Below are 17,730 nucleotides of genomic sequence, written 5' to 3' on the forward strand. Positions count from 1 at the left end.
GCCCAGTGAAGACTGGGCCTTTTTCATGGGGGGGCTTTCACGCGATGGCGGTCTGCACCCTCAGCGACGATGCATCGGTGGCAAGCGCGTTGTGCGAGCCGTCTCCGCCCATGCGGAAATAAGCGGCGGGGCTGTTGGCCATCATGATGTAGGCGCTCAGGCAACTGGCCGGCAGCGTCATAGTGCCCACCGCTTCGTCTTCAGCCATCGAGAAAGTGGCCGGAGGCAGCGTCGTCGCCAGCGTGAAGCCAATCAACAGCACGGTGCCGCGCGTGGCAACCCGGTTGCCGATGACTTCGATACAGCCCACCGCCTGTTCCAGCACGTAGTCACGGTCGGAATAGGTGGCATGGCCGGAGAGGGCAATCACCCTCACCCCACGCACCTTTATGACCTCGCCGTCGTCCCAGGTCGGAGAAAGATCGAGCGGCGTGAACTGCTGAAGCAGGCCTTTTTGCTGGCGGGTTCTCAGTGGATAGTTTCCCATGGTGTGTGCATTCTTAGTGCCGATGGCCTGATCTGCCGTCAGCGCGCCTGGTGATAAACGGCAGCCCAACGGTATTGTCAGAGGCCGTGGATGGCAATCCGTGGAAAGTCGAAAATGAAACAGACCTTGATCGCCTTTGTGCAAGTCTCGACGCGAGCGCGCTATTGGTTTGTGGGACGCCTCTTACCTGCAGGTCATCCAATGCCGACGGGTACCCCGCAGGGCGCGCAAGCGGTTGAGACGCTGGCGCTGCGAAGCCGCTCAGGGTATTCCTGCGCGGTGCCCTAGGCACTACTCCCTAGAATAGTTTGGAGAGAAACACGATGGGCAAACCGCCCCGAGGAGCCAGCTGTGCCTGAAGATCATCCCACCGCCGACCCGGCATCCCCCGCACAGCGAGTGATCAAGAAGTACCCTAACCGGCGGCTCTATGACACATCGACCTCAACCTACATCACGCTGACGGAGGTCAAGCAATTGGTGATGGAAGGAGAGCTCGTTACGGTACGCGACGCCAAGAGCGGCGACGACCTGACCCGCAGCATCCTGCTGCAGATCATTCTGGAAGAAGAAGCCGGCGGCGCGCCCATGTTCACGGAAGCGGTGCTTGCCAACATCATCCGCTTCTATGGGCATGCCATGCAGGGGTTCATGGGCGCTTATCTGGAGAAGAATGTGCAGGCCTTCACCGAGATCCAGGCGCGCATGACTGAGCAATCGCAAGCCATGACGCCCGAGATGTGGAGCAAGTACATGCACCTGCAGTCGCCCATGCTCAAGGGCATGATGGGCTCGTATGTCGAGCAGTCGCAGGCCGCCTTTGCGCAGGTGCAAGAGCAGATGCAAAAGCAGACCGAACAGATGCTGGGCGCTTTCGGTATCAAGCGCTAGCCCGGCAGGGCGCCGGGTCGATGAGCGGCCTGCGGGCGGTCGTCCGGCTGCCCGCTCGCGGCTCACCCCTGCAGGCACCGGCAGTTCTGCCGTGGCCCTGAAGGCTGTTTGCTGGTGTTGCGCAGCCACAGCAGCAGCGCGCTGGCGGCAGCCCAGCCGCCCAGCAGCAGCACGGCGTACACGGCTGCAGGAACAAGGTAGGGAACGCTGTGGTTCCATGATCGTGCAATGCCCAGAAAGCTGGCGTACAGCCACGAAACCGACGACGCCGTGGCCAGAGCTGTCAGGCCCAGCATGTGCGCCTTCGGCAGATCAAGGAAAGCCGTGTCTCCCTGCAGCATCGGGAAAGCCCAACGGTGCATGACCCAGCCGTTGAAGGTGAGGCACGCGACGATGCCCACCTTGACCCACAGTTTCTGGTTGTTCAGATAGTCCGGAGATTCCATGGAGCCGAGCACAACGAGCATGGCACCGGTGGCCCACAGGACGGCCAGGGAGGCGCTGACCACGGCCTGCGTCCACTTCAGCGACACGATGCCCTCGCTGGTCATCGGGGCTCGCGCCTGGAAGAGAAATTTGGTGTCGAACTCCAAGATCTTTCCCACGGCCACAGCCATGGCAATGAGGTGGGCGAAAAGGATGGCGTATTTAAGAGTCATGGTGCGGAGATCCGATGGGAACGCGGGCAATGCGGGTAGAGGAGGGCCGTGGCATCAGCGGGACAGGTCCGGCGCCTCGCCTTGCAAGGCAGGGTCCCAGTGTTCGTCGGCCTTGCCATCGCGGATCCGCCAGGTGTCGAACCAGGTGGTCGTGTAACGGCCATTCGGGCCCTGGACGGTTCTGGGGTACAGCACCGTGACCAGATCGCCTTCGGCCATCACCGCCACGATGGGTGTGCTGATGCGTTGAGGAATCGCGCGTGGCTTGACCTTGAGCACCCCTGTGAAGTACTGCACCACCGCGTCTCGCCCCGACTGCGCGTTGGGGTTGTGCTGGATGTAGCGCTCGCTTAGATAGCGGTCTGCCCGGTCCCAGTGACCGCCCTCCAGCAGTTCCCGGATGATCTGGTAGGCCACTTGTTTGTTGGCGTGCAGGCGCGGATCCGGGCTGGTGAAGAGTGCCTCTGCGTTGGCGGACGGGGCCACCGGTTCTTGTGCTTGCGCCAAGCCCAGCCAGGTAGACAGTGCCAATAGAGCGGCGATAAAAGGAAAGCGTTTCATGGCGTCAAGAGCAAAATGAAATGGAAAGAGACAACAGGCTCGCGATCACTGGCATCAGCACCGGCACCGCGTGACGGGTTGCGGCCCAGCTGACAAAACCACGGTGCAGGCCGGTGCAGTGACAGGCGGCGAATGGTTTCACGTAAACTAACTATTCGCAAGTACGCACAAAAAGGTAAGTGATGGATGCTGTGATGACGCCCGTGACGACTGATGAGGAGAGCAGGTCTGCCAAGTTCACGCGGGGGGATGTGTTCGCTGCCGCCTGCCCTTCTCGCAGCGTGCTGACCAACATCACCAGCCGCTGGGGCGTACTGGTGCTGATTTCGCTACGCGACGGCACCCTGCGCTACGGCCAGATCCGGAAAAGGATCGGTGGGGTGAGCGAGAAGATGCTGGCGCAAACGCTGCAGGCGCTGGAGCGGGACGGGTTTGTGCGCCGGGTGTCGCTACCCGTTGTCCCGCCCCACGTGGAATACTCGTTGACGCCGATCGGCCAGGAAGTCGCCGGCCAAGTGCAGGGGCTGATCGATTGGATCGAAGACAACATTGCGGCCGTGATGTCAGCGCGTAGCGCATCACCGTCCTGACCCACGCACTCTCACGTCCTTAGGCCGGGCGCTGCGGCCGCGCCGCGGGTTTTCAGCGCTGCCAGATATAATCCGCGACCGCTTCGCCAGTACGTTTTGGGCCGATAGCGTCTGGAAGGCACGGTTCGGCGAACGCAAGGCCGACACCCGCAGCGCACAGGGCCACTGCGTGACCGCATGTCCGCCGGATGGCACGCGCCGTGCAGGTGCGCAGCCTGGGCACTACATGCCATACGCACGAGGACTGTGCTCGCAATCTTTCCCGCCGCATCAGCAAGGGGGCTCCGGAGCACCCCGCCACAGCCCTGCGGTGACGGCCCCGCCCACACACCAGAACGCTCTGCGCGCCCCACGCGACAGGCACCTTTTTCGACAGGTACAACACGATGAATTCGACAGCAGTAGACGCCCCGGTGGTGGCCCCGACCAAGCGCGCGCCCACCATTGGCATGGTCTCGCTCGGCTGCCCGAAGGCGCTGACCGACTCCGAGCTCATCCTCACGCAGCTCAGCGCCGAAGGTTATGAAACATCCAAGACCTTCCAGGGCGCCGATCTGGTCATCGTCAACACCTGCGGCTTCATCGACGATGCCGTGCGCGAGAGCCTGGACACCATCGGCGAGGCATTGGCTGAAAACGGCAAGGTCATCGTGACCGGCTGCCTGGGCGCGCGAGCCGGCGAGGGCGGCGGCAATATGGTGCGCGAGATGCACCCAAGCGTGCTGGCCGTGACCGGCCCGCATGCCACGCAAGAGGTGATGGACGCCATCCACCTGAACCTGCCCAAGCCGCACGACCCGTTCCTCGACCTGGTGCCCGGTGGCTTTGGCGTGGCGGGTATCAAGCTCACGCCCAGGCACTACGCGTATCTGAAGATCAGCGAAGGCTGCAACCACCGCTGCACGTTCTGCATCATCCCGTCGATGCGCGGCGACCTGGTCTCGCGCCCCGTGGGCGACGTGCTCAAGGAAGCGCACGCGCTGTTCGCCGGCGGCGTGAAAGAGCTGCTGGTGATCAGCCAGGACACATCCGCCTACGGCGTTGATGTGAAGTACCGCATGGGCTTCTGGGACGGCAAGCCCGTCAAGACGCGCATGCTGGAGCTGGTGGCCGCTCTGGGCGAAATCGCCGAGCCCTACGGCGCCTGGGTGCGGTTGCACTACGTCTACCCGTACCCCAGCGTGGACGAAGTCATTCCGTTGATGGCGACCGGCAAGGTGCTGCCTTACCTGGACGTGCCGCTGCAGCACAGCCATCCCGACGTCTTGAAGCGCATGAAGCGCCCGGCCAGCGGAGAGCGCAACCTGGAGCGCATCCAGCGCTGGCGCGAGGCCTGCCCCGAGCTGGTGATCCGCAGCACCTTCATCGCCGGCTTTCCGGGCGAGACGGAAGAAGAATTCCAGCACCTGCTCGACTTCGTGCGCGAGGCGCAGATCGACCGCGCCGGCTGCTTTGCCTACAGCGACGTGGCCGGCGCTGCGGCCAACGAGCTGCCTGGCATGCTGCCCATCGAGCTGCGCGAAGAACGGCGCGGGCGCTTCATGGCGGTGGTGGAAGAGGTGTCGGCCGCCAAGTTGCAGCGCCGCGTGGGTGCCACCATGCAGGTGCTGGTGGACCATGCGCCCGCACTGGGCAAGAAGGGCGGCCGGGGCCGAAGCTACGCCGACGCGCCCGAGATCGACGGCGTGGTGCACCTGCTGCCGCCCGAGAAGATCAGCAAGCAGCTGAAGGTGGGTGAATTCACCCGCGCGCGCATCGTGGGCACGCAGGGGCACGATCTGGTCGGTGTGCCGATCTGATCTACTTGTGGGTTAATTTGCTACTATTTTAATAGCTGCTAGCGCTTGTGCAATAAGCGCTAGAGGCAAAAAAGACCATAAAAAAGGCTTCCCGAGGGAAGCCTTTTTCGTTGCCGAGAGACGGGTGGCGCTCAGACGCGCTTGCGGTATTCGCCCGTGCGGGTGTCGATTTCGATCTTGTCGCCCTGGCTCACGAAGAGGGGCACTGGCACTTCGAAGCCGGTGGCGATCTTGGCGGGCTTGAGCACCTTGCCGGACGTGTCGCCCTTGACGGCTGGTTCCGTCCAGGTGATCTCGCGTTCCACGCTGGTGGGCAGTTCGACCGAGATGGCCTTGCCGTCGTAGAACACCACTTCCACGGTCATGCCGTCTTCCAGGTAGTTCAGCGCGTCGCCCATGTTTTCGGCTTCGACTTCGTACTGGTTGAATTCGGTGTCCATGCAGACGTACATCGGGTCGGCGAAGTACGAGTACGTGCATTCCTTCTTGTCGAGGATCACGTTGTCGATCTTGTCGTCGGCCTTGAAGACGTTTTCGGTGCCGAAGTTGCCGATCAGGCTCTTGAGCTTCATGCGCACCGTGGCAGCGCCGCGGCCGCCGCGTGCGTACTCGGTCTTCAGGACGACCATGGGGTCCTTGCCGTGCATGATGACGTTGCCGGCGCGGATTTCTTGAGCGATTTTCATAGCAGATTGCTGGGGTTGAAGCCGCTCTACGTGCTGGAGCGCGCGGGATGCCTGCCGTTCCCTCAGATCGCCCAAGGTGTGGCAGGCCCGGCGCCAGCGCATGTTCCGCGGCGGGGTGCACCGGCGGGGCATTCTTGGGTCACCAGGAAGTGCCGCCTTCATTTGGCGCAAAGCCATGGATTTTAGCTTTTTTCGGCTAAGAAACCCAGCAGCTGCGCCAATAGATCGTCCTGTGCCAGCAGCCGAGCGCGGGCCGAGAGCGTGCAGGCCTGCCATTCGGCCAGCATCGGGGCGCTGATCCGGGGCAATTCGGCCTGACTTTTCAGCCCGTTCCAGACATCGTGAAAGCGACGCAGCGATGGCGGTGCATCCAGCCAATCGAGAAACGCCTGCAGCTTGGCGTGGTGCGCGCCGTCGTCTTGCGGGTAGATGTGCCACACGAAGGGCTGGCCCGCCCAGAGGGCGCGCACCAGCGAATCCTCGCCCCGCACGCAGTTCAGATCGCAGGCCCACAGCATTTCGTCGAAGGCTGGCTGCGGGCAGGGCGCCAAGTACTGCACCTGCAGCGACGGGTACTGCGGCTGTAGTGCCTGCACCGCCGCCGTGGCCCGGCCTGGCGTGGCCAGCAGCCGCACGTCGCTGCGCGAGGCCAGCTGTTCCAGCAAAGCAGGCAATCCTGCGGGCTCATAGCAAAAGAGCGACACGGCGCAGTCCTGTGCGCCGATGGCGCGGCCTGCGCGCCAGGCGGGCCGGTCGAACGCGGACTGCCGCTCAGCCAGACCGGCCTCGCGCAGCAGCCCGCCGGTGCGCGGTGTGAAGCCGGGGTAGAAAAACCAGCGCGTGCAGCCCGCGCCCGGCCCGCTCGATTGCAGCGAGGGCAGCCGATGGCTGCGTTCCACGTAGCTTTCTGCGGACAGGTATTCGAGGTTGATCCACAGCGGTTTGGAGTGTTTTTGGCCTCTGGCGCTTGCTGAGTGAGCGATGGCAGCTACGAAATCAGGAGCAATCTCGCAGCCGAAGGCTTCGATCACCACATCGCCCGGGCCGTCGGCCGGGGCGTGGCTGGGCCAGGGCAGCACCTCCACGCCCGGCTGGCCGCCCGGCGCCATCCAGGCGAGGGCGCTGGCGTCGTCGGTCCACAGGCGCACGCGTTCGCCGCGCGCGGCCAGTTGCGCGCACAGGCGCCAGCACACGCCGATGTCGCCGAAGTTGTCGATGACCTGGCAGAAGACGTCCCAGGTGCGGGTCGGGGTGATGGTGTTGATCACGCGATGGTGTCCTCTTCGGCAGTGGCAGCGCCGCGCAGATGGTCGACCAGCAACTGCGCCACGCTGGACAGTGACTCGCCAGCCCGCACGCACAGCGAAAGCCGGCGCTGCGCCCAGGGCTCGGCCAGCGTGATCGCCCGGATGGCCAGCGCGCCGCGATACAGCTGCGCGCTGCCGCGCGGCATCACGCCCACGCCCAGCCCGGCAGACACCATCAGGCACAGCGCGTCGTAGCCGGTGACCTGAATGCGCAGGCGCAGCGGCCGTTCCAGTTCGGCGGCAGCGCGCGTCAGCACATGGTTGATGGCGCTGCCCGGGTGCATGCCGACGAAGTCGCAACCCAGCGCATCGGCAAGACGCACGCTGCGCCGCCGCGCCAGCGCATGGCCGACAGGCACGACCAGCACCAGCTCATCGGTGCGATAGGGCAGCAGCGCCACGCGTTCGCCGTAGCTGCCATGGTTGAGGATGCCCACGTCCGCCGCGTTCTCCGCCACCGACCGCGCGACGGCGGTACTGATCTGTTCCTGCAGTTGCACCTGCACCTGCGGGTGCGTGGCCATGAAGCGCTGCAGCTCGGCCGGCAGAAACTGCGTGATGGCCGAGATGTTGGCCACCACGCGCACCTGGCCGCGCACGCCGGCGTGAAAGTCGCGCATCTGCGCGGCGATGCCGTCCAGGTCGTTCAGCACGCCGCGCGCCATGTCCAGCAGCGCGAAGGCGGCGGCGGTGGGCTCGGTGCCGCGATTGCTGCGGGTGAACAGCTCCACGTGCAGGGCCGATTCCAGCTCCGTCAGGCGCCGGCTGGCGGCCGACGGCGCGATGTGCTCGCGCGCAGCTGCGCGGGCGATGGCGTTTTCTTCCATCACGGCAACGAAAAGACGCAGGGAAACGGGGTCGAGCTTCATGGGCCGGCATGGTAGCGCCGCCATGACGGTTTGCGATGGCAGCGTCGCGCATCAGCGTTTTGGGCGCGCGGCCCGGCGCGGCATCATCCGCCTCAACTTCCGAGGGCGATGAGAGACATGACGACGACAACGAGTGCCGACCCAGCAACCCCTGCCGCGCTGGGCGGCGTGCGCGTGATAGAGATGGGCCAGCTGATCGCCGGCCCGTTCTGCGGCAAGACGCTGGGCGAGTTCGGCGCCGAGGTGATCAAGATCGAAGCCACCGGCACGGGCGACCCGCTGCGCAACTGGCGCATGCTGAAAAACGGCACCTCGGTGTGGTGGCAGGTGCAGTCGCGCAACAAGCGCTCGGTGGCGCTGGATTTGCGCCAGGCCGAAGGCCAAGCCATCGCCCGCCAGTTGATCGCCGAGGCCGACGTGCTGATCGAGAACTTTCGCCCCGGCACGCTGGAGGGCTGGGGCATGTCGCCCGATGAGCTGCATGCGCTGAACCCGGGCCTGGTCATCTTGCGCATCTCGGGCTACGGCCAGACGGGGCCTTACCGCGACCTGCCGGGCTTTGGGGTGATCGGCGAGGCCATGGGCGGGCTGCGCCACCTGACGGGCGAGCCGGGCCGCGTGCCCGTGCGCGTGGGCGTGTCGATCGGCGACACGCTGGCGGCGCTGCACGGCGCCATCGGCGTGCTGACGGCGCTCTACCACCGCAAGGTCAACGGTGGGCAGGGCCAGGTGATCGACGTGGCGCTGCACGAGGCGGTGTTCAACGTGATGGAAAGCCTGATCCCCGAATACAGCGCTTTCGGTGCCGTGCGCGATGCAGCGGGCAGTGCCTTGCCGGGCATCGCGCCCTCCAACGCCTATCCTTGCACCGATGGCTGGGTGCTGGTGGCGGGCAATGGCGACAGCATTTTCAAGCGACTGATGGAGGCCATCGGCCGCCCCGACCTGGCCCAGGCGCCCGATCTGGCCGACAACGCCGGCCGCGTGGCGCGCGTGGGGGAGATCGACGCTGCCATCCAGGCGTGGACCACGGGCCGCACCGTGCAGGTGGTGATGGATACGCTGGGCGTCGCGCGCGTGCCTGCCGGCAAGGTCTACACGGCGCAGGACATCGCACAAGACCCGCACTACCGCGCCCGCGACATGCTGCTGGCCCAGGCCACGCGCGACGGCGACACGGTCGAGGTGCCGGGCATCGTGCCCAAGTTGTCTGCCACGCCGGGCACCATCCGCTCCAGCGCGCCGCACTTGGGCGACGACACCGACACGGTGCTGGCCGAGGCGGGCCTGAGCACCGAACAGATCGCGCTGCTGCGCAGTAAGGGAGTGATTCAATGAGCGCGCAAGAAGCACCGACGGTGTGGCAGGGCGGCGGGCGCCGTATTCACATGCAGGAAGTGGGCACGCGCGACGGCCTGCAGATGGAAGCGGCCTTTGTGCCGACTGAGGACAAGATCGCGCTGGTGAACGCGCTGTCGGCCACGGGGCTGGCGAAGATCGAAGTCACCTCGTTCACGTCGCCCACGGCCATTCCGGCGCTGCGCGACGCGGAGATCGTGATGCGTGAAATCGAGCGCATGCCCGGCGTGGTCTACACCGCACTGGTGCCCAACCTTCGTGGCGCCGAACGCGCCATCGAGTCGCGCGCGGACGAGCTGAACCTGGTGATGTCCGCCAGCGCCACGCACAACCTGGCCAACCTGCGCATGACGCGCGAGCAGTCTTTTGCCGCGCTGGCGCTGGTCATCGCCAACGCCCAGGCGGCCGGCGTGGCGGTGAATGTGTCGCTGTCGTGCGTGTTCGGCTGTCCTTTTGAAGGCGATGTGGAGCAGGCTGATGTGTTCGGTTGGGTGCAGCGTTTTGCCGACCTGGGCGTGCAGGGCATCACGCTGTGCGACACCACCGGCATGGCCCACCCGGCGCAGGTGGCTGCGCTGACCGGTGCCGCCCGTGCGCGCTGGCCGGGCATGGTGTTCACGCTGCACTTTCACAACACGCGCGGCATGGGGCTGGCCAATGTGCTGGCGGCCATCGATGCGGGCGCGGATCGCTTCGATGCCTCGCTGGGCGGGCTGGGCGGCTGCCCTTATGCGCCCGGTGCGTCGGGCAACGTGTGCAGCGAAGAGGTGGTGCATGCGCTGGAGCTGATGGGCTACGACACGGGCGTGGACTTGCGCGCGCTGACCGCCGCCGCCGCCCGGCTACCGGCGTTGATCGGCCACGACATTCCGAGCCAGATCGTCAAGGCGGGCGAGCGGCTTGCGCTGCACCCGGTGCCGGCGGACTTCGACGCGGTGCGGCAGAGGGCGCTGGCGCGCTGACGCCGCTCGCTGCGTTCAAGCCGCACCCATCCACCACAACACAACATCACCAGGAGACACAAACGATGACCCAGACATCATTCCATCCCACACGCCGCCAGGCCCTGGTGACGACGGGTGCCTTGCTGTGCACCACCAGCCTGGGTGCGGCAGCGCAAGACAACTACCCCACCAAACCCATCACCATGGTCGTGCCGCAGGCAGCCGGCGGCGCCAACGACGCCATCGCCCGCGTGCTGGCGCAGCGGCTGTCAGAGCAACTGGGCCAAAGCGTCGTGGTGGACAACAAACCCGGCGCGGGCGGCACGCTGGCGACGGCCTCTACCGCCCGTGCGCGGCACGACGGCTACACGCTGCTGCTGACGGCAGACAGCGCGCACGTGATCGGGCCGGCGCTCTACCGCAGCCCCGGGTTCGATCCGGTCAAGGACTTCGAGCCGGTGGCGCCCGTGGCCACGGCGGGCTATGTGCTGGTCGCGCACCCGTCGTTTGCGGCGAACAACGTGGCCGAACTGATCACGCTGGCCAAGGCGCGGCCGGGGCACTATTCCATCGCGTCCGCAGGCAACGGCACGCTCAACCATTTGATTGGCGAACTGTTGCAGAAAGCGGCAGGCATTCAACTGCAGCACGTGCCGTACAAGGGGTCGGCAGCCGCAGCCACTGACGTGGCGGGCGGGCAGGTGCCGCTGTCGGTGCAGAGCCTGCCGTCATCCATTGCTTTCATCAAGGCCGGCAAGCTGAAGGTGCTGGGTGTGGTGAACGAACGCCGCGTGGCCGCGCTGCCTGATGTGCCGACCATCGGCGAGACGCTCAAGGGCTTTGGCCAGGCGCCCTGGTATGCGCTGTTTGCGCCGGCTGGCACGCCCGCACCCATCGTGGCGCGGTTGCAGGCGGAAGTGGCCCGCGCGCTGGATCAAAAAGACGTGATCGACAAGCTGGCCAGCGTGGGCTGCGAGCCGTTCAAGGGCACGTCCGCGCAACTGGGCGCGCTGGTGCAGTCCGACCTGCCCAAGTGGGCGCGCGTGGTGAAGGACACGGGCTCCACGCTGGATTGACGGCACGCGGCAGGGCCGCCGCCGCCAAAAATTTTTCATTCAACGACAACGAGACGAGGAGACTTTTCATGACCCCATCTTTTTTCACCCGCCGCGCAGTGTCCGTGTTGGCTCTCGGCGCAATCTGCACGCCACTGGCCGCTTGGGCGCAGGCGCCTTACCCGTCCAGGCCCGTGACGATGGTGGTGCCCACCGCAGCCGGCGGCACCACCGACCTGTCGGCCCGCATGGTGGCGCAGGCCCTCGGGCCGGTGCTGGGGCAGTCTGTGGTGGTGGACAACAAGGGCGGCGGCAACGGATCGATTGCGGCGGCCATCGTCAAGCGCGCCGAGCCCGACGGCTACACGCTGCTGATGCAATATTCCGGCTACCACGTCATCTCGCCGCTGCTGACACGGCAAAAGCAGTGGGAGCAGGGCGACTTCCAGCCGGTGGCGAACGTCATTTCGGCGCCGCAGATCATCGTGGTGCGCGACGGCCTGCCGGTGAAGACGCTGGCCGAACTGATCGCCTACGCCAAGGCCAACCCCGGCAAGCTGAACTACGCATCGTCGGGCAACGGGTCGCTGCAGCACGTGACCGGCGCCATGCTGGAGCAGCAAGGCGGCATGAAGATGGTGCACGTGCCGTACAATGGCACGGGCCCCGCGCTGCAGGACTTGCTGGGTGGGCAGGTGGACCTGACCTTCGGCACCGCGCCGCCGTTCATGTCGCACATCCAGGCAGGCAAGCTGCGTGTGCTGGCGGTGACCGGCAAGGAGCGGCTGCCCAGCCTGCCCAACGTGCCGACCACGGCGGAGGCCGGTTACCCGAAGGTGGACGCCACCTCGTGGTTTGCGCTTTTCGCTCCGGCCGCCACACCGAAGGCCGTCATCGACAAGCTGGTGGCCGATGTGCGCACTGTGGTGCAAAGCCCGGCTTTCGCGCAGAAGGCGCAAGAGCAGGGCGCCACGGCCGACTACCAGGGCCCGCAGCAACTGGCCGCGCGCGTGAAGGCCGACCTGGCCAACTGGGCCAACGTGGTGAAGTCTGCGCACATTGAGGCCGACTGAGCGCCCTGTTTTTAAGTGTTTTTGGCCTCTAGCGCTTGATATATAAGCGCTAGCAGCTATCAAAAGCATAGCTTGTGCGAGGGCTTTTGCGCACAGCCACAATACGGTGCATGTCCGATGTGCATTCCGCTGAATTGCTGGCCCAGGTGGCCGGCTTGCCCCCGTTGCCGGGCGTCTACCGCTATTTCGATACCCAGGGCGCGCTGCTGTACGTGGGCAAGGCGCGCAACCTGAAGAAGCGCGTTTCCAGCTACTTCACCAAGACACATGGCGGCACGCGCATCGGCCACATGGTGGGCAAGATCGTGCGGCTGGACACGACCGTGGTGCGGTCCGAGGCCGAGGCCTTGCTGCTGGAAAACAACCTTATCAAGTCGCTGAACCCGCGCTACAACATTCTGTTCCGCGACGACAAGAGTTATCCATATCTGAAGATCACCGGCGTGGCCGCACGCGATGGCACCGGCGAGCAGCCCGGTCAGCAGTTTCCGCGCATTGCGTATTACCGCGGGGCGGTGGACAAGCGCCACCGCTATTTCGGTCCTTACCCTGGTGCCTGGGCAGTAAAGGAAACCATCCTGCTGCTGCAGAAAGTGTTCCGCCTGCGAACCTGTGAAGACACGGTGTTTGCCAACCGCACGCGGCCCTGCCTGCTGTATCAGATCAAGCGTTGCACGGGCCCCTGCGTGGATTTGATCTCGCCCGAGGCCTACGCCAGCGACGTGCACCATGCCGAGGCCATGCTGCGCGGCGAAACGCAGGAACTGCTGCAGGCGATGGAGGCGCGGATGATGGAGCACTCCGGCAAGCTCGAATTCGAGCAGGCGGCAGACGTGCGCAACCAGATTACGGCGCTGTCGCGCGTGCTGCACCAGCAGTCCATTGAGACCACGTCGGACAAGGACGTGGACATCCTCGCCGTGAAGGTGCTGGGCGGGCGGGCCTGCGTGAACCTGGCGATGGTGCGTGGCGGGCGGCACTTGGGCGACCGCGCCTACTTTCCGGTGCATGTGGAAGATGCCGCAGCGATCTTTCAAGCGGAAGAGTCCGCCGAAGACGCTGCCGAGGGCGTGCCGACGGATGCGGCAGCAGAGGGCAACGTGGCTGCGCCGGAGGCGACTCGTTCCATCGAAGCGCAGGTGCTGGAAGCCTTCATCGCGCAGCATTACCTCGGCGTGCCTGCGCCGCCCGTGCTGGTCACCAGCCAGGCGGTCGACCGCGGCCTTCTCGCCGCGCTGTCGCAACAGGTGGGCATGCGCATCTCGGCGGTGCACCAGCCGCGCGAGCAGCGGCGCGTGTGGCTGGAAATGGCGCAGAAAAACGCCGACATCCAGCTGGCGCGTCTTCTGGCGGAAGAGGGCTCACAGCAGGCGCGCACGCGGGCGTTGTCCGAGGCGCTGGACTTGGAGGTCGAAGACCTGGCCACGCTCACCATCGAGTGTTTCGACATCTCCCACACGGCGGGCGAGTCCACGCAGGCATCGTGTGTCGTGTTTCACCACCACAAGATGCAGAGCAGCGAATATCGCCGCTACAAGATCGAAGGCATCACGGGCGGCGACGACTACGCTGCCATGCGCCAAGTGCTCACGCGCCGGTACAGCAAGGTCGCCGAAGCACAGCGCGAAGCCGGCGGCGCCGAGCCCGCGCCAGGCCAGGCCCGGCTGCCTGATCTGGTGTTGGTGGATGGCGGCAAGGGCCAGGTCAGCATGGCGCGCGAGGTGTTCACCGAACTGGGCCTGGATCTCACCCGCATCGTCGGCGTGGAAAAGGGAGAGGGCCGCAAGGTGGGCCTGGAAGAATTGGTGTTTGCCGATGGGCGCGAGAAGGTCTATCTGGGGCGCGACTCGGCGGCGCTGATGCTGGTGGCGCAGATCCGCGACGAAGCGCACCGTTTTGCCATCACCGGCATGCGCGCGGCGCGTGCCAAGGTGCGCGTAGGCGGCGGCCAACTGGAAGAGATCGCCGGCGTGGGGCCGAAGAAGCGGGCGCGACTGCTGCAGCGCTTTGGCGGCGTGCGCGGCGTGGCGGCGGCCAGCGTGGACGACCTGACCACGGTCGATGGCATCTCGCGCGAACTGGCCGAGGAAATCTACCGCGCGTTGAGGTGAGCCCTGCCACCCGGCGCGTGACACAATCGCCCCATGTTCCTGACAATCCCCACCATCATGACCTGGACGCGCATCGTCGCGATACCTTTGATCGTGGGGGTGTTCTACACGCCGCTAGATCCGGCAACGCGCAACCTGATCGCCACCGTCCTGTTCGTGGTGTTCGCCGCGACCGACTGGCTCGATGGCTACCTTGCTCGCAAACTCAATCAGACCTCGTCTTTTGGCGCGTTTCTCGATCCTGTCGCAGACAAGTTTTTGGTGTGCGCGTCACTGCTGGTGCTGGTGCAGCTTCAGCGGGCGGACGTGTTCGTCGCACTCATCATCATCGGCCGCGAGATCGCCATCTCTGCGTTGCGCGAGTGGATGGCCCAGATCGGTGCCAGCAAGAGCGTCGCGGTACATATGCTCGGCAAGCTCAAGACCACGGTGCAGATGGTCGCCATTCCATTTTTGCTCTACGACGGCCGGCTTTTCGGCGCCATCGACACGGGCGTGTGGGGTACCTGGTTGATCTGGATCGCTGCCGTGCTGACGGTGTGGTCCATGGTGTATTACCTGCAAAAGGCCTTGCCGGAAATTCGCGCCCGCGTCACGCGCTGACGCCTTGCACCCGCTGTCGAAAATGGTGTCTAAATGCGACTAGAATCGCCAGCCGCGCCATCGCAAAGCGGCTTGTCCCGTATTGACACCCGCAAACCCGATGGCTTTAATCTGGCAGCTTTGACTGCTGCTCTGCCCCTTCCGCATTCCTCCATCACCAGACCTTGGCACGTGCCAGGCTGATGGACGAGGGGCCAGATTTGCATAAGACATTCCACCCACTCTTTTCTCGAGAGGCTTCTTGTGAATAAAACCGAACTGATTGAGCACATTGCAAACAACGCCGACATCTCCAAGGCTGCCGCTGCTCGCGCGCTGGAGTCCACGATCGAGGCGGTCAAGAAGACTCTGAAGAAGGGCGGTACGGTGTCGCTCGTCGGTTTTGGTACCTTCGCGGTGGGCAAGCGCGCCGCCCGCACGGGTCGTAATCCCCGCACCGGTGATACGATTAAGATCAAGGCTGCTAAAGTTCCGAAGTTCCGTCCAGGCAAGGCTTTGAAAGACGCCTTGAACTGATGGGTAGTTTCGGTGGGGTCCTTAGCTCAGTTGGTAGAGCGGCTCCTTTACACGGAGTAGGTCGGCGGTTCGAGACCGTCAGGACCCACCACCACCACACAAAGGCGAACGCGAGTTCGCCTTTTCTTTTGCCGCATTGAAAGATCGACCATGTTCGAATCCATCCGCAAGCACTCCAAGATCGTGATGATCCTGCTGTTCTTGCTGATCATTCCTTCGTTTGTGCTTGTGGGCATCGACCACAACTACTTCTCCGAAAAGAGCCCGGTAGTCGCACGCGTCGACGGGCATGACATCACGCAGGCCGACTGGGACAACGCGCACCGCGCCGAGACCGACCGCATTCGTGCACAGTCCCCGCAGATTGACGGCAAATTGCTCGATTCGCCTTCTGCGCGCTACGCCACGCTGGAGCGCCTGGTGCGCGACCGCGTGTTGCAGACGGCGGCAAAAAAGCTGCATCTGGGTGCAAGTGATGCGCGTCTGGCCCGTGAACTGCAAAACATTCCTGCCATCGCCAACCTCAAGCGTGCTGACGGCACACTCGACGGCGAAGCCTATCGCGCGCTGGTGGGTGCTCAGGGCCTCACTCCTGAAGGCTTCGAAGCCCGCGTGCGCAACGATATCTCGGTCAATCAGGTGATGGGCGCCGTGATGTCGTCGTCCTTCAGCAGCACGGCGGAATCGAAGTTGGCGCTGGATGCGCTTTATCAGCGCCGCGAGGCGCAGATTGCCAGATTCAACCCCGCTGACTTCGCCAGCAAGATCACCCCGACTGACAGCGATCTGCAGGCCTACTATCAGTCGCACACCACGCGCTTTCAGCAACCAGAGCAAGCAAGTGCTGAATATGTGGTGCTCGACCTTGATGCCGTTCGATCGGGCATCACGCTCAGCGAAGATGATCTGCGCACTTACTACAAGGAAAATCTGACTCGCCTGGCAGGCAAGGAAGAACGACGGGCCAGTCACATCCTGCTGAACTCCACAAAAGACGCACCTGCGGCCGACCGGGAAAAAGCCAAGGCCCGCGCCGCCGAGTTGCTCGCGCAAGTGCGCAAGGCGCCTGCCAGCTTCGCTGAAGTGGCGAAAAAAGAATCGCAGGATCCAGGCTCTGCCCCGACAGGTGGAGATCTCGGCTTTTTCGGCCGCGGTGCGATGGTCAAGCCTTTCGAAGACGCAGCATTCGCCATGAAAAAGGGCGAGATCAGCGATGTCGTTGAGAGCGACTTCGGCTATCACATCATCCAGCTCACTGACGTCAAAACGCCGCGCCAGCCTAGCTTTGAGGAAATGCGCGCCTCCCTGGAAGCCGAACTCAAGCAACAGCAGGCGCAACGCAAGTTTGCCGAGGTGGCAGAGACGTTCGCCAATGGCGTATACGAACAGTCGGACAGTCTGCAACCCGTTGCTGACAAGCTCAAACTCAAGGTCCAAACGGTCACGGCTGTGACTCGCACGCCCAAGCCAGACGCCAAGGGCGCGCTGGCGAACAGCCGGTTCCTGGAAGCGCTCTTTCAGCCCGATTCGCTGCAGAACAAGCGCAACACGGAAGCCGTGGAAATCGCACCGAGCACCATGGCTGCAGGTCGCATCACAGCTTACTCCGCTGCCCAGACCCTGCCATTCGACAGCGTGCGTGCGCAGGTGCGGGAGCAGTTCGTCACTGAAAAGTCGGCAGAACTGGCTCGCAAGGAAGGTGAAACCAAGCTCGCAGCCTGGAAAGCGGCGCCCACGTCGGCAACTGGCTTGACCGCACCGCTCACGCTGTCCCGCGACCAGACCCAAGGCCAACCACGCGCCCTGGTGGACGCAGTCCTGCATGCGCCTGTGGACGCCCTGCCTTCTTTATCCGGTGTCGATCTGGGTGCCTTGGGCTATGCCGTGGTCAAAGTCAATCGCGTGATTGATCGTGCAGCAGTGGATGCTGCGACCGCACAGCAGCAGCATCAACAGTACCAACAGGCCTGGGGCTCTGCCGAAGCGCTGGCCTACTACGAATTGCTCAAGCAACGTTTTGAAGTGCACATCAAGGCACCCCGTCCAACGGCCGAATGAGGCAGTGATTAAAGGTACGAGTTTGATGGGGGCCCGATTTTCTGGCTATAATTCGAATCTACGGTGGCTGTAGCTCAGTTGGTAGAGTCCAGGATTGTGATTCCTGTTGTCGTGGGTTCGAGCCCCATCAGCCACCCCAAAAATGAGATCGCCGCATTCAAA

At 64.4% G+C, this 17,730-nt stretch carries 17 protein-coding genes and 2 tRNA genes; 13 read left to right on the forward strand and 6 right to left on the reverse strand.

Annotation, left to right across the window (positions count from 1 at the left end; genetic code table 11):
- Window positions 1–37 precede the first annotated feature (37 nt).
- Window positions 38–487 carry a hypothetical protein gene (locus RQI28_RS14030; protein WP_311223861.1) on the reverse strand — a complete coding sequence of 150 codons (450 nt, stop codon included), beginning with the start codon at window positions 485–487 and terminating at the stop codon, window positions 38–40.
- Between the two features lie 351 nt (window positions 488–838).
- Between RQI28_RS14030 and phaR the strand changes: the two genes are divergently transcribed.
- Entirely contained in the window at window positions 839–1,378 is a 540-nt protein-coding gene (phaR, locus tag RQI28_RS14035; RefSeq protein ID WP_311223860.1) for a polyhydroxyalkanoate synthesis repressor PhaR, read from the forward strand.
- 62 nt (window positions 1,379–1,440) lie between these two features.
- On the opposite strand, the gene RQI28_RS14040 is transcribed toward phaR, so the two are convergent.
- Together RQI28_RS14040 and RQI28_RS14045 are read right to left on the reverse strand one after the other, a co-directional pair.
- Window positions 1,441–2,037: a hypothetical protein gene (locus RQI28_RS14040; RefSeq protein WP_311223859.1), complete on the reverse strand. Its 597-nt coding sequence runs from the start codon at window positions 2,035–2,037 to the stop codon at window positions 1,441–1,443.
- A 54-nt stretch (window positions 2,038–2,091) separates the two neighbouring features.
- Window positions 2,092–2,598: a nuclear transport factor 2 family protein gene (locus tag RQI28_RS14045; RefSeq protein ID WP_311223858.1), complete on the reverse strand. Its 507-nt coding sequence runs from the start codon at window positions 2,596–2,598 to the stop codon at window positions 2,092–2,094.
- Between the two features lie 182 nt (window positions 2,599–2,780).
- Between RQI28_RS14045 and RQI28_RS14050 the strand changes: the two genes are divergently transcribed.
- Together RQI28_RS14050 and rimO are read left to right on the forward strand one after the other, a co-directional pair.
- The gene (locus tag RQI28_RS14050) at window positions 2,781–3,188 is read left to right on the forward strand and encodes a helix-turn-helix domain-containing protein (protein WP_311230433.1); all 408 of its coding nucleotides are present in this window, start codon (window positions 2,781–2,783) and stop codon (window positions 3,186–3,188) included.
- A 386-nt stretch (window positions 3,189–3,574) separates the two neighbouring features.
- On the forward strand, window positions 3,575–4,987 hold the full coding sequence (gene rimO / locus RQI28_RS14055) for a 30S ribosomal protein S12 methylthiotransferase RimO (RefSeq protein ID WP_311223856.1): 1,413 nt from the start codon (window positions 3,575–3,577) through the stop codon (window positions 4,985–4,987).
- Window positions 4,988–5,118: 131 nt separating this feature from the next.
- Here the strand turns inward: rimO and efp are convergent, their stop codons facing one another.
- From efp to RQI28_RS14070, 3 genes are all read right to left on the reverse strand, one after another.
- Complete coding sequence (gene efp / locus RQI28_RS14060) at window positions 5,119–5,673, reverse strand: elongation factor P (RefSeq protein ID WP_087746252.1); 555 nt, start codon at window positions 5,671–5,673, stop codon at window positions 5,119–5,121.
- Window positions 5,674–5,855: 182 nt separating this feature from the next.
- On the reverse strand, window positions 5,856–6,938 hold the full coding sequence (gene earP / locus RQI28_RS14065; RefSeq protein ID WP_311223904.1) for an elongation factor P maturation arginine rhamnosyltransferase EarP: 1,083 nt from the start codon (window positions 6,936–6,938) through the stop codon (window positions 5,856–5,858).
- Entirely contained in the window at window positions 6,938–7,849 is a 912-nt protein-coding gene (locus RQI28_RS14070) for a LysR family transcriptional regulator (protein ID WP_311223855.1), read from the reverse strand. The genes earP and RQI28_RS14070 overlap by 1 nt, the downstream gene beginning before the upstream one ends.
- Window positions 7,850–7,966: 117 nt before the next feature.
- Here RQI28_RS14070 and RQI28_RS14075 point away from each other — a divergent pair, with 117 nt between their 5' ends.
- From RQI28_RS14075 to RQI28_RS14120, 10 genes are all read left to right on the forward strand, one after another.
- Window positions 7,967–9,187 (forward strand): CoA transferase, encoded by a 1,221-nt coding sequence (locus RQI28_RS14075; protein ID WP_311223854.1) that lies wholly within the window; start codon window positions 7,967–7,969, stop codon window positions 9,185–9,187.
- On the forward strand, window positions 9,184–10,170 hold the full coding sequence (locus tag RQI28_RS14080; protein WP_311223853.1) for a hydroxymethylglutaryl-CoA lyase: 987 nt from the start codon (window positions 9,184–9,186) through the stop codon (window positions 10,168–10,170). The genes RQI28_RS14075 and RQI28_RS14080 overlap by 4 nt, the downstream gene beginning before the upstream one ends.
- A gap of 65 nt (window positions 10,171–10,235) precedes the next feature.
- Window positions 10,236–11,228 carry a tripartite tricarboxylate transporter substrate binding protein gene (locus RQI28_RS14085; RefSeq protein WP_311223852.1) on the forward strand — a complete coding sequence of 331 codons (993 nt, stop codon included), beginning with the start codon at window positions 10,236–10,238 and terminating at the stop codon, window positions 11,226–11,228.
- Window positions 11,229–11,296: 68 nt separating this feature from the next.
- Window positions 11,297–12,280, forward strand: coding sequence for a tripartite tricarboxylate transporter substrate binding protein (locus RQI28_RS14090; RefSeq protein ID WP_311223851.1), 984 nt, complete (start codon window positions 11,297–11,299; stop codon window positions 12,278–12,280).
- Between the two features lie 110 nt (window positions 12,281–12,390).
- Window positions 12,391–14,391 carry an excinuclease ABC subunit UvrC gene (uvrC, locus tag RQI28_RS14095; protein WP_311223850.1) on the forward strand — a complete coding sequence of 667 codons (2,001 nt, stop codon included), beginning with the start codon at window positions 12,391–12,393 and terminating at the stop codon, window positions 14,389–14,391.
- Window positions 14,392–14,424: 33 nt separating this feature from the next.
- Window positions 14,425–14,994 carry a CDP-diacylglycerol--glycerol-3-phosphate 3-phosphatidyltransferase gene (gene pgsA, locus RQI28_RS14100; protein WP_311223849.1) on the forward strand — a complete coding sequence of 190 codons (570 nt, stop codon included), beginning with the start codon at window positions 14,425–14,427 and terminating at the stop codon, window positions 14,992–14,994.
- A 243-nt stretch (window positions 14,995–15,237) separates the two neighbouring features.
- A complete protein-coding gene (locus RQI28_RS14105) occupies window positions 15,238–15,510 on the forward strand; it encodes an HU family DNA-binding protein (protein ID WP_007858657.1) in 273 nt (90 codons plus the stop codon).
- Between the two features lie 15 nt (window positions 15,511–15,525).
- Window positions 15,526–15,601, forward strand: a tRNA-Val gene (locus tag RQI28_RS14110).
- 59 nt (window positions 15,602–15,660) lie between these two features.
- Entirely contained in the window at window positions 15,661–17,568 is a 1,908-nt protein-coding gene (locus RQI28_RS14115; protein ID WP_311223848.1) for a SurA N-terminal domain-containing protein, read from the forward strand.
- 63 nt (window positions 17,569–17,631) lie between these two features.
- A tRNA-His gene (locus RQI28_RS14120) sits at window positions 17,632–17,707 on the forward strand.
- The last annotated feature ends 23 nt before the right edge of the window (window positions 17,708–17,730 follow it).

Origin of the sequence: Acidovorax sp. WCS2018Noco2-16 (genome assembly GCF_031843945.1) — a bacterium.
In the GTDB taxonomy this organism is placed as follows: Bacteria; Pseudomonadota; Gammaproteobacteria; order Burkholderiales; family Burkholderiaceae_C; genus Paracidovorax.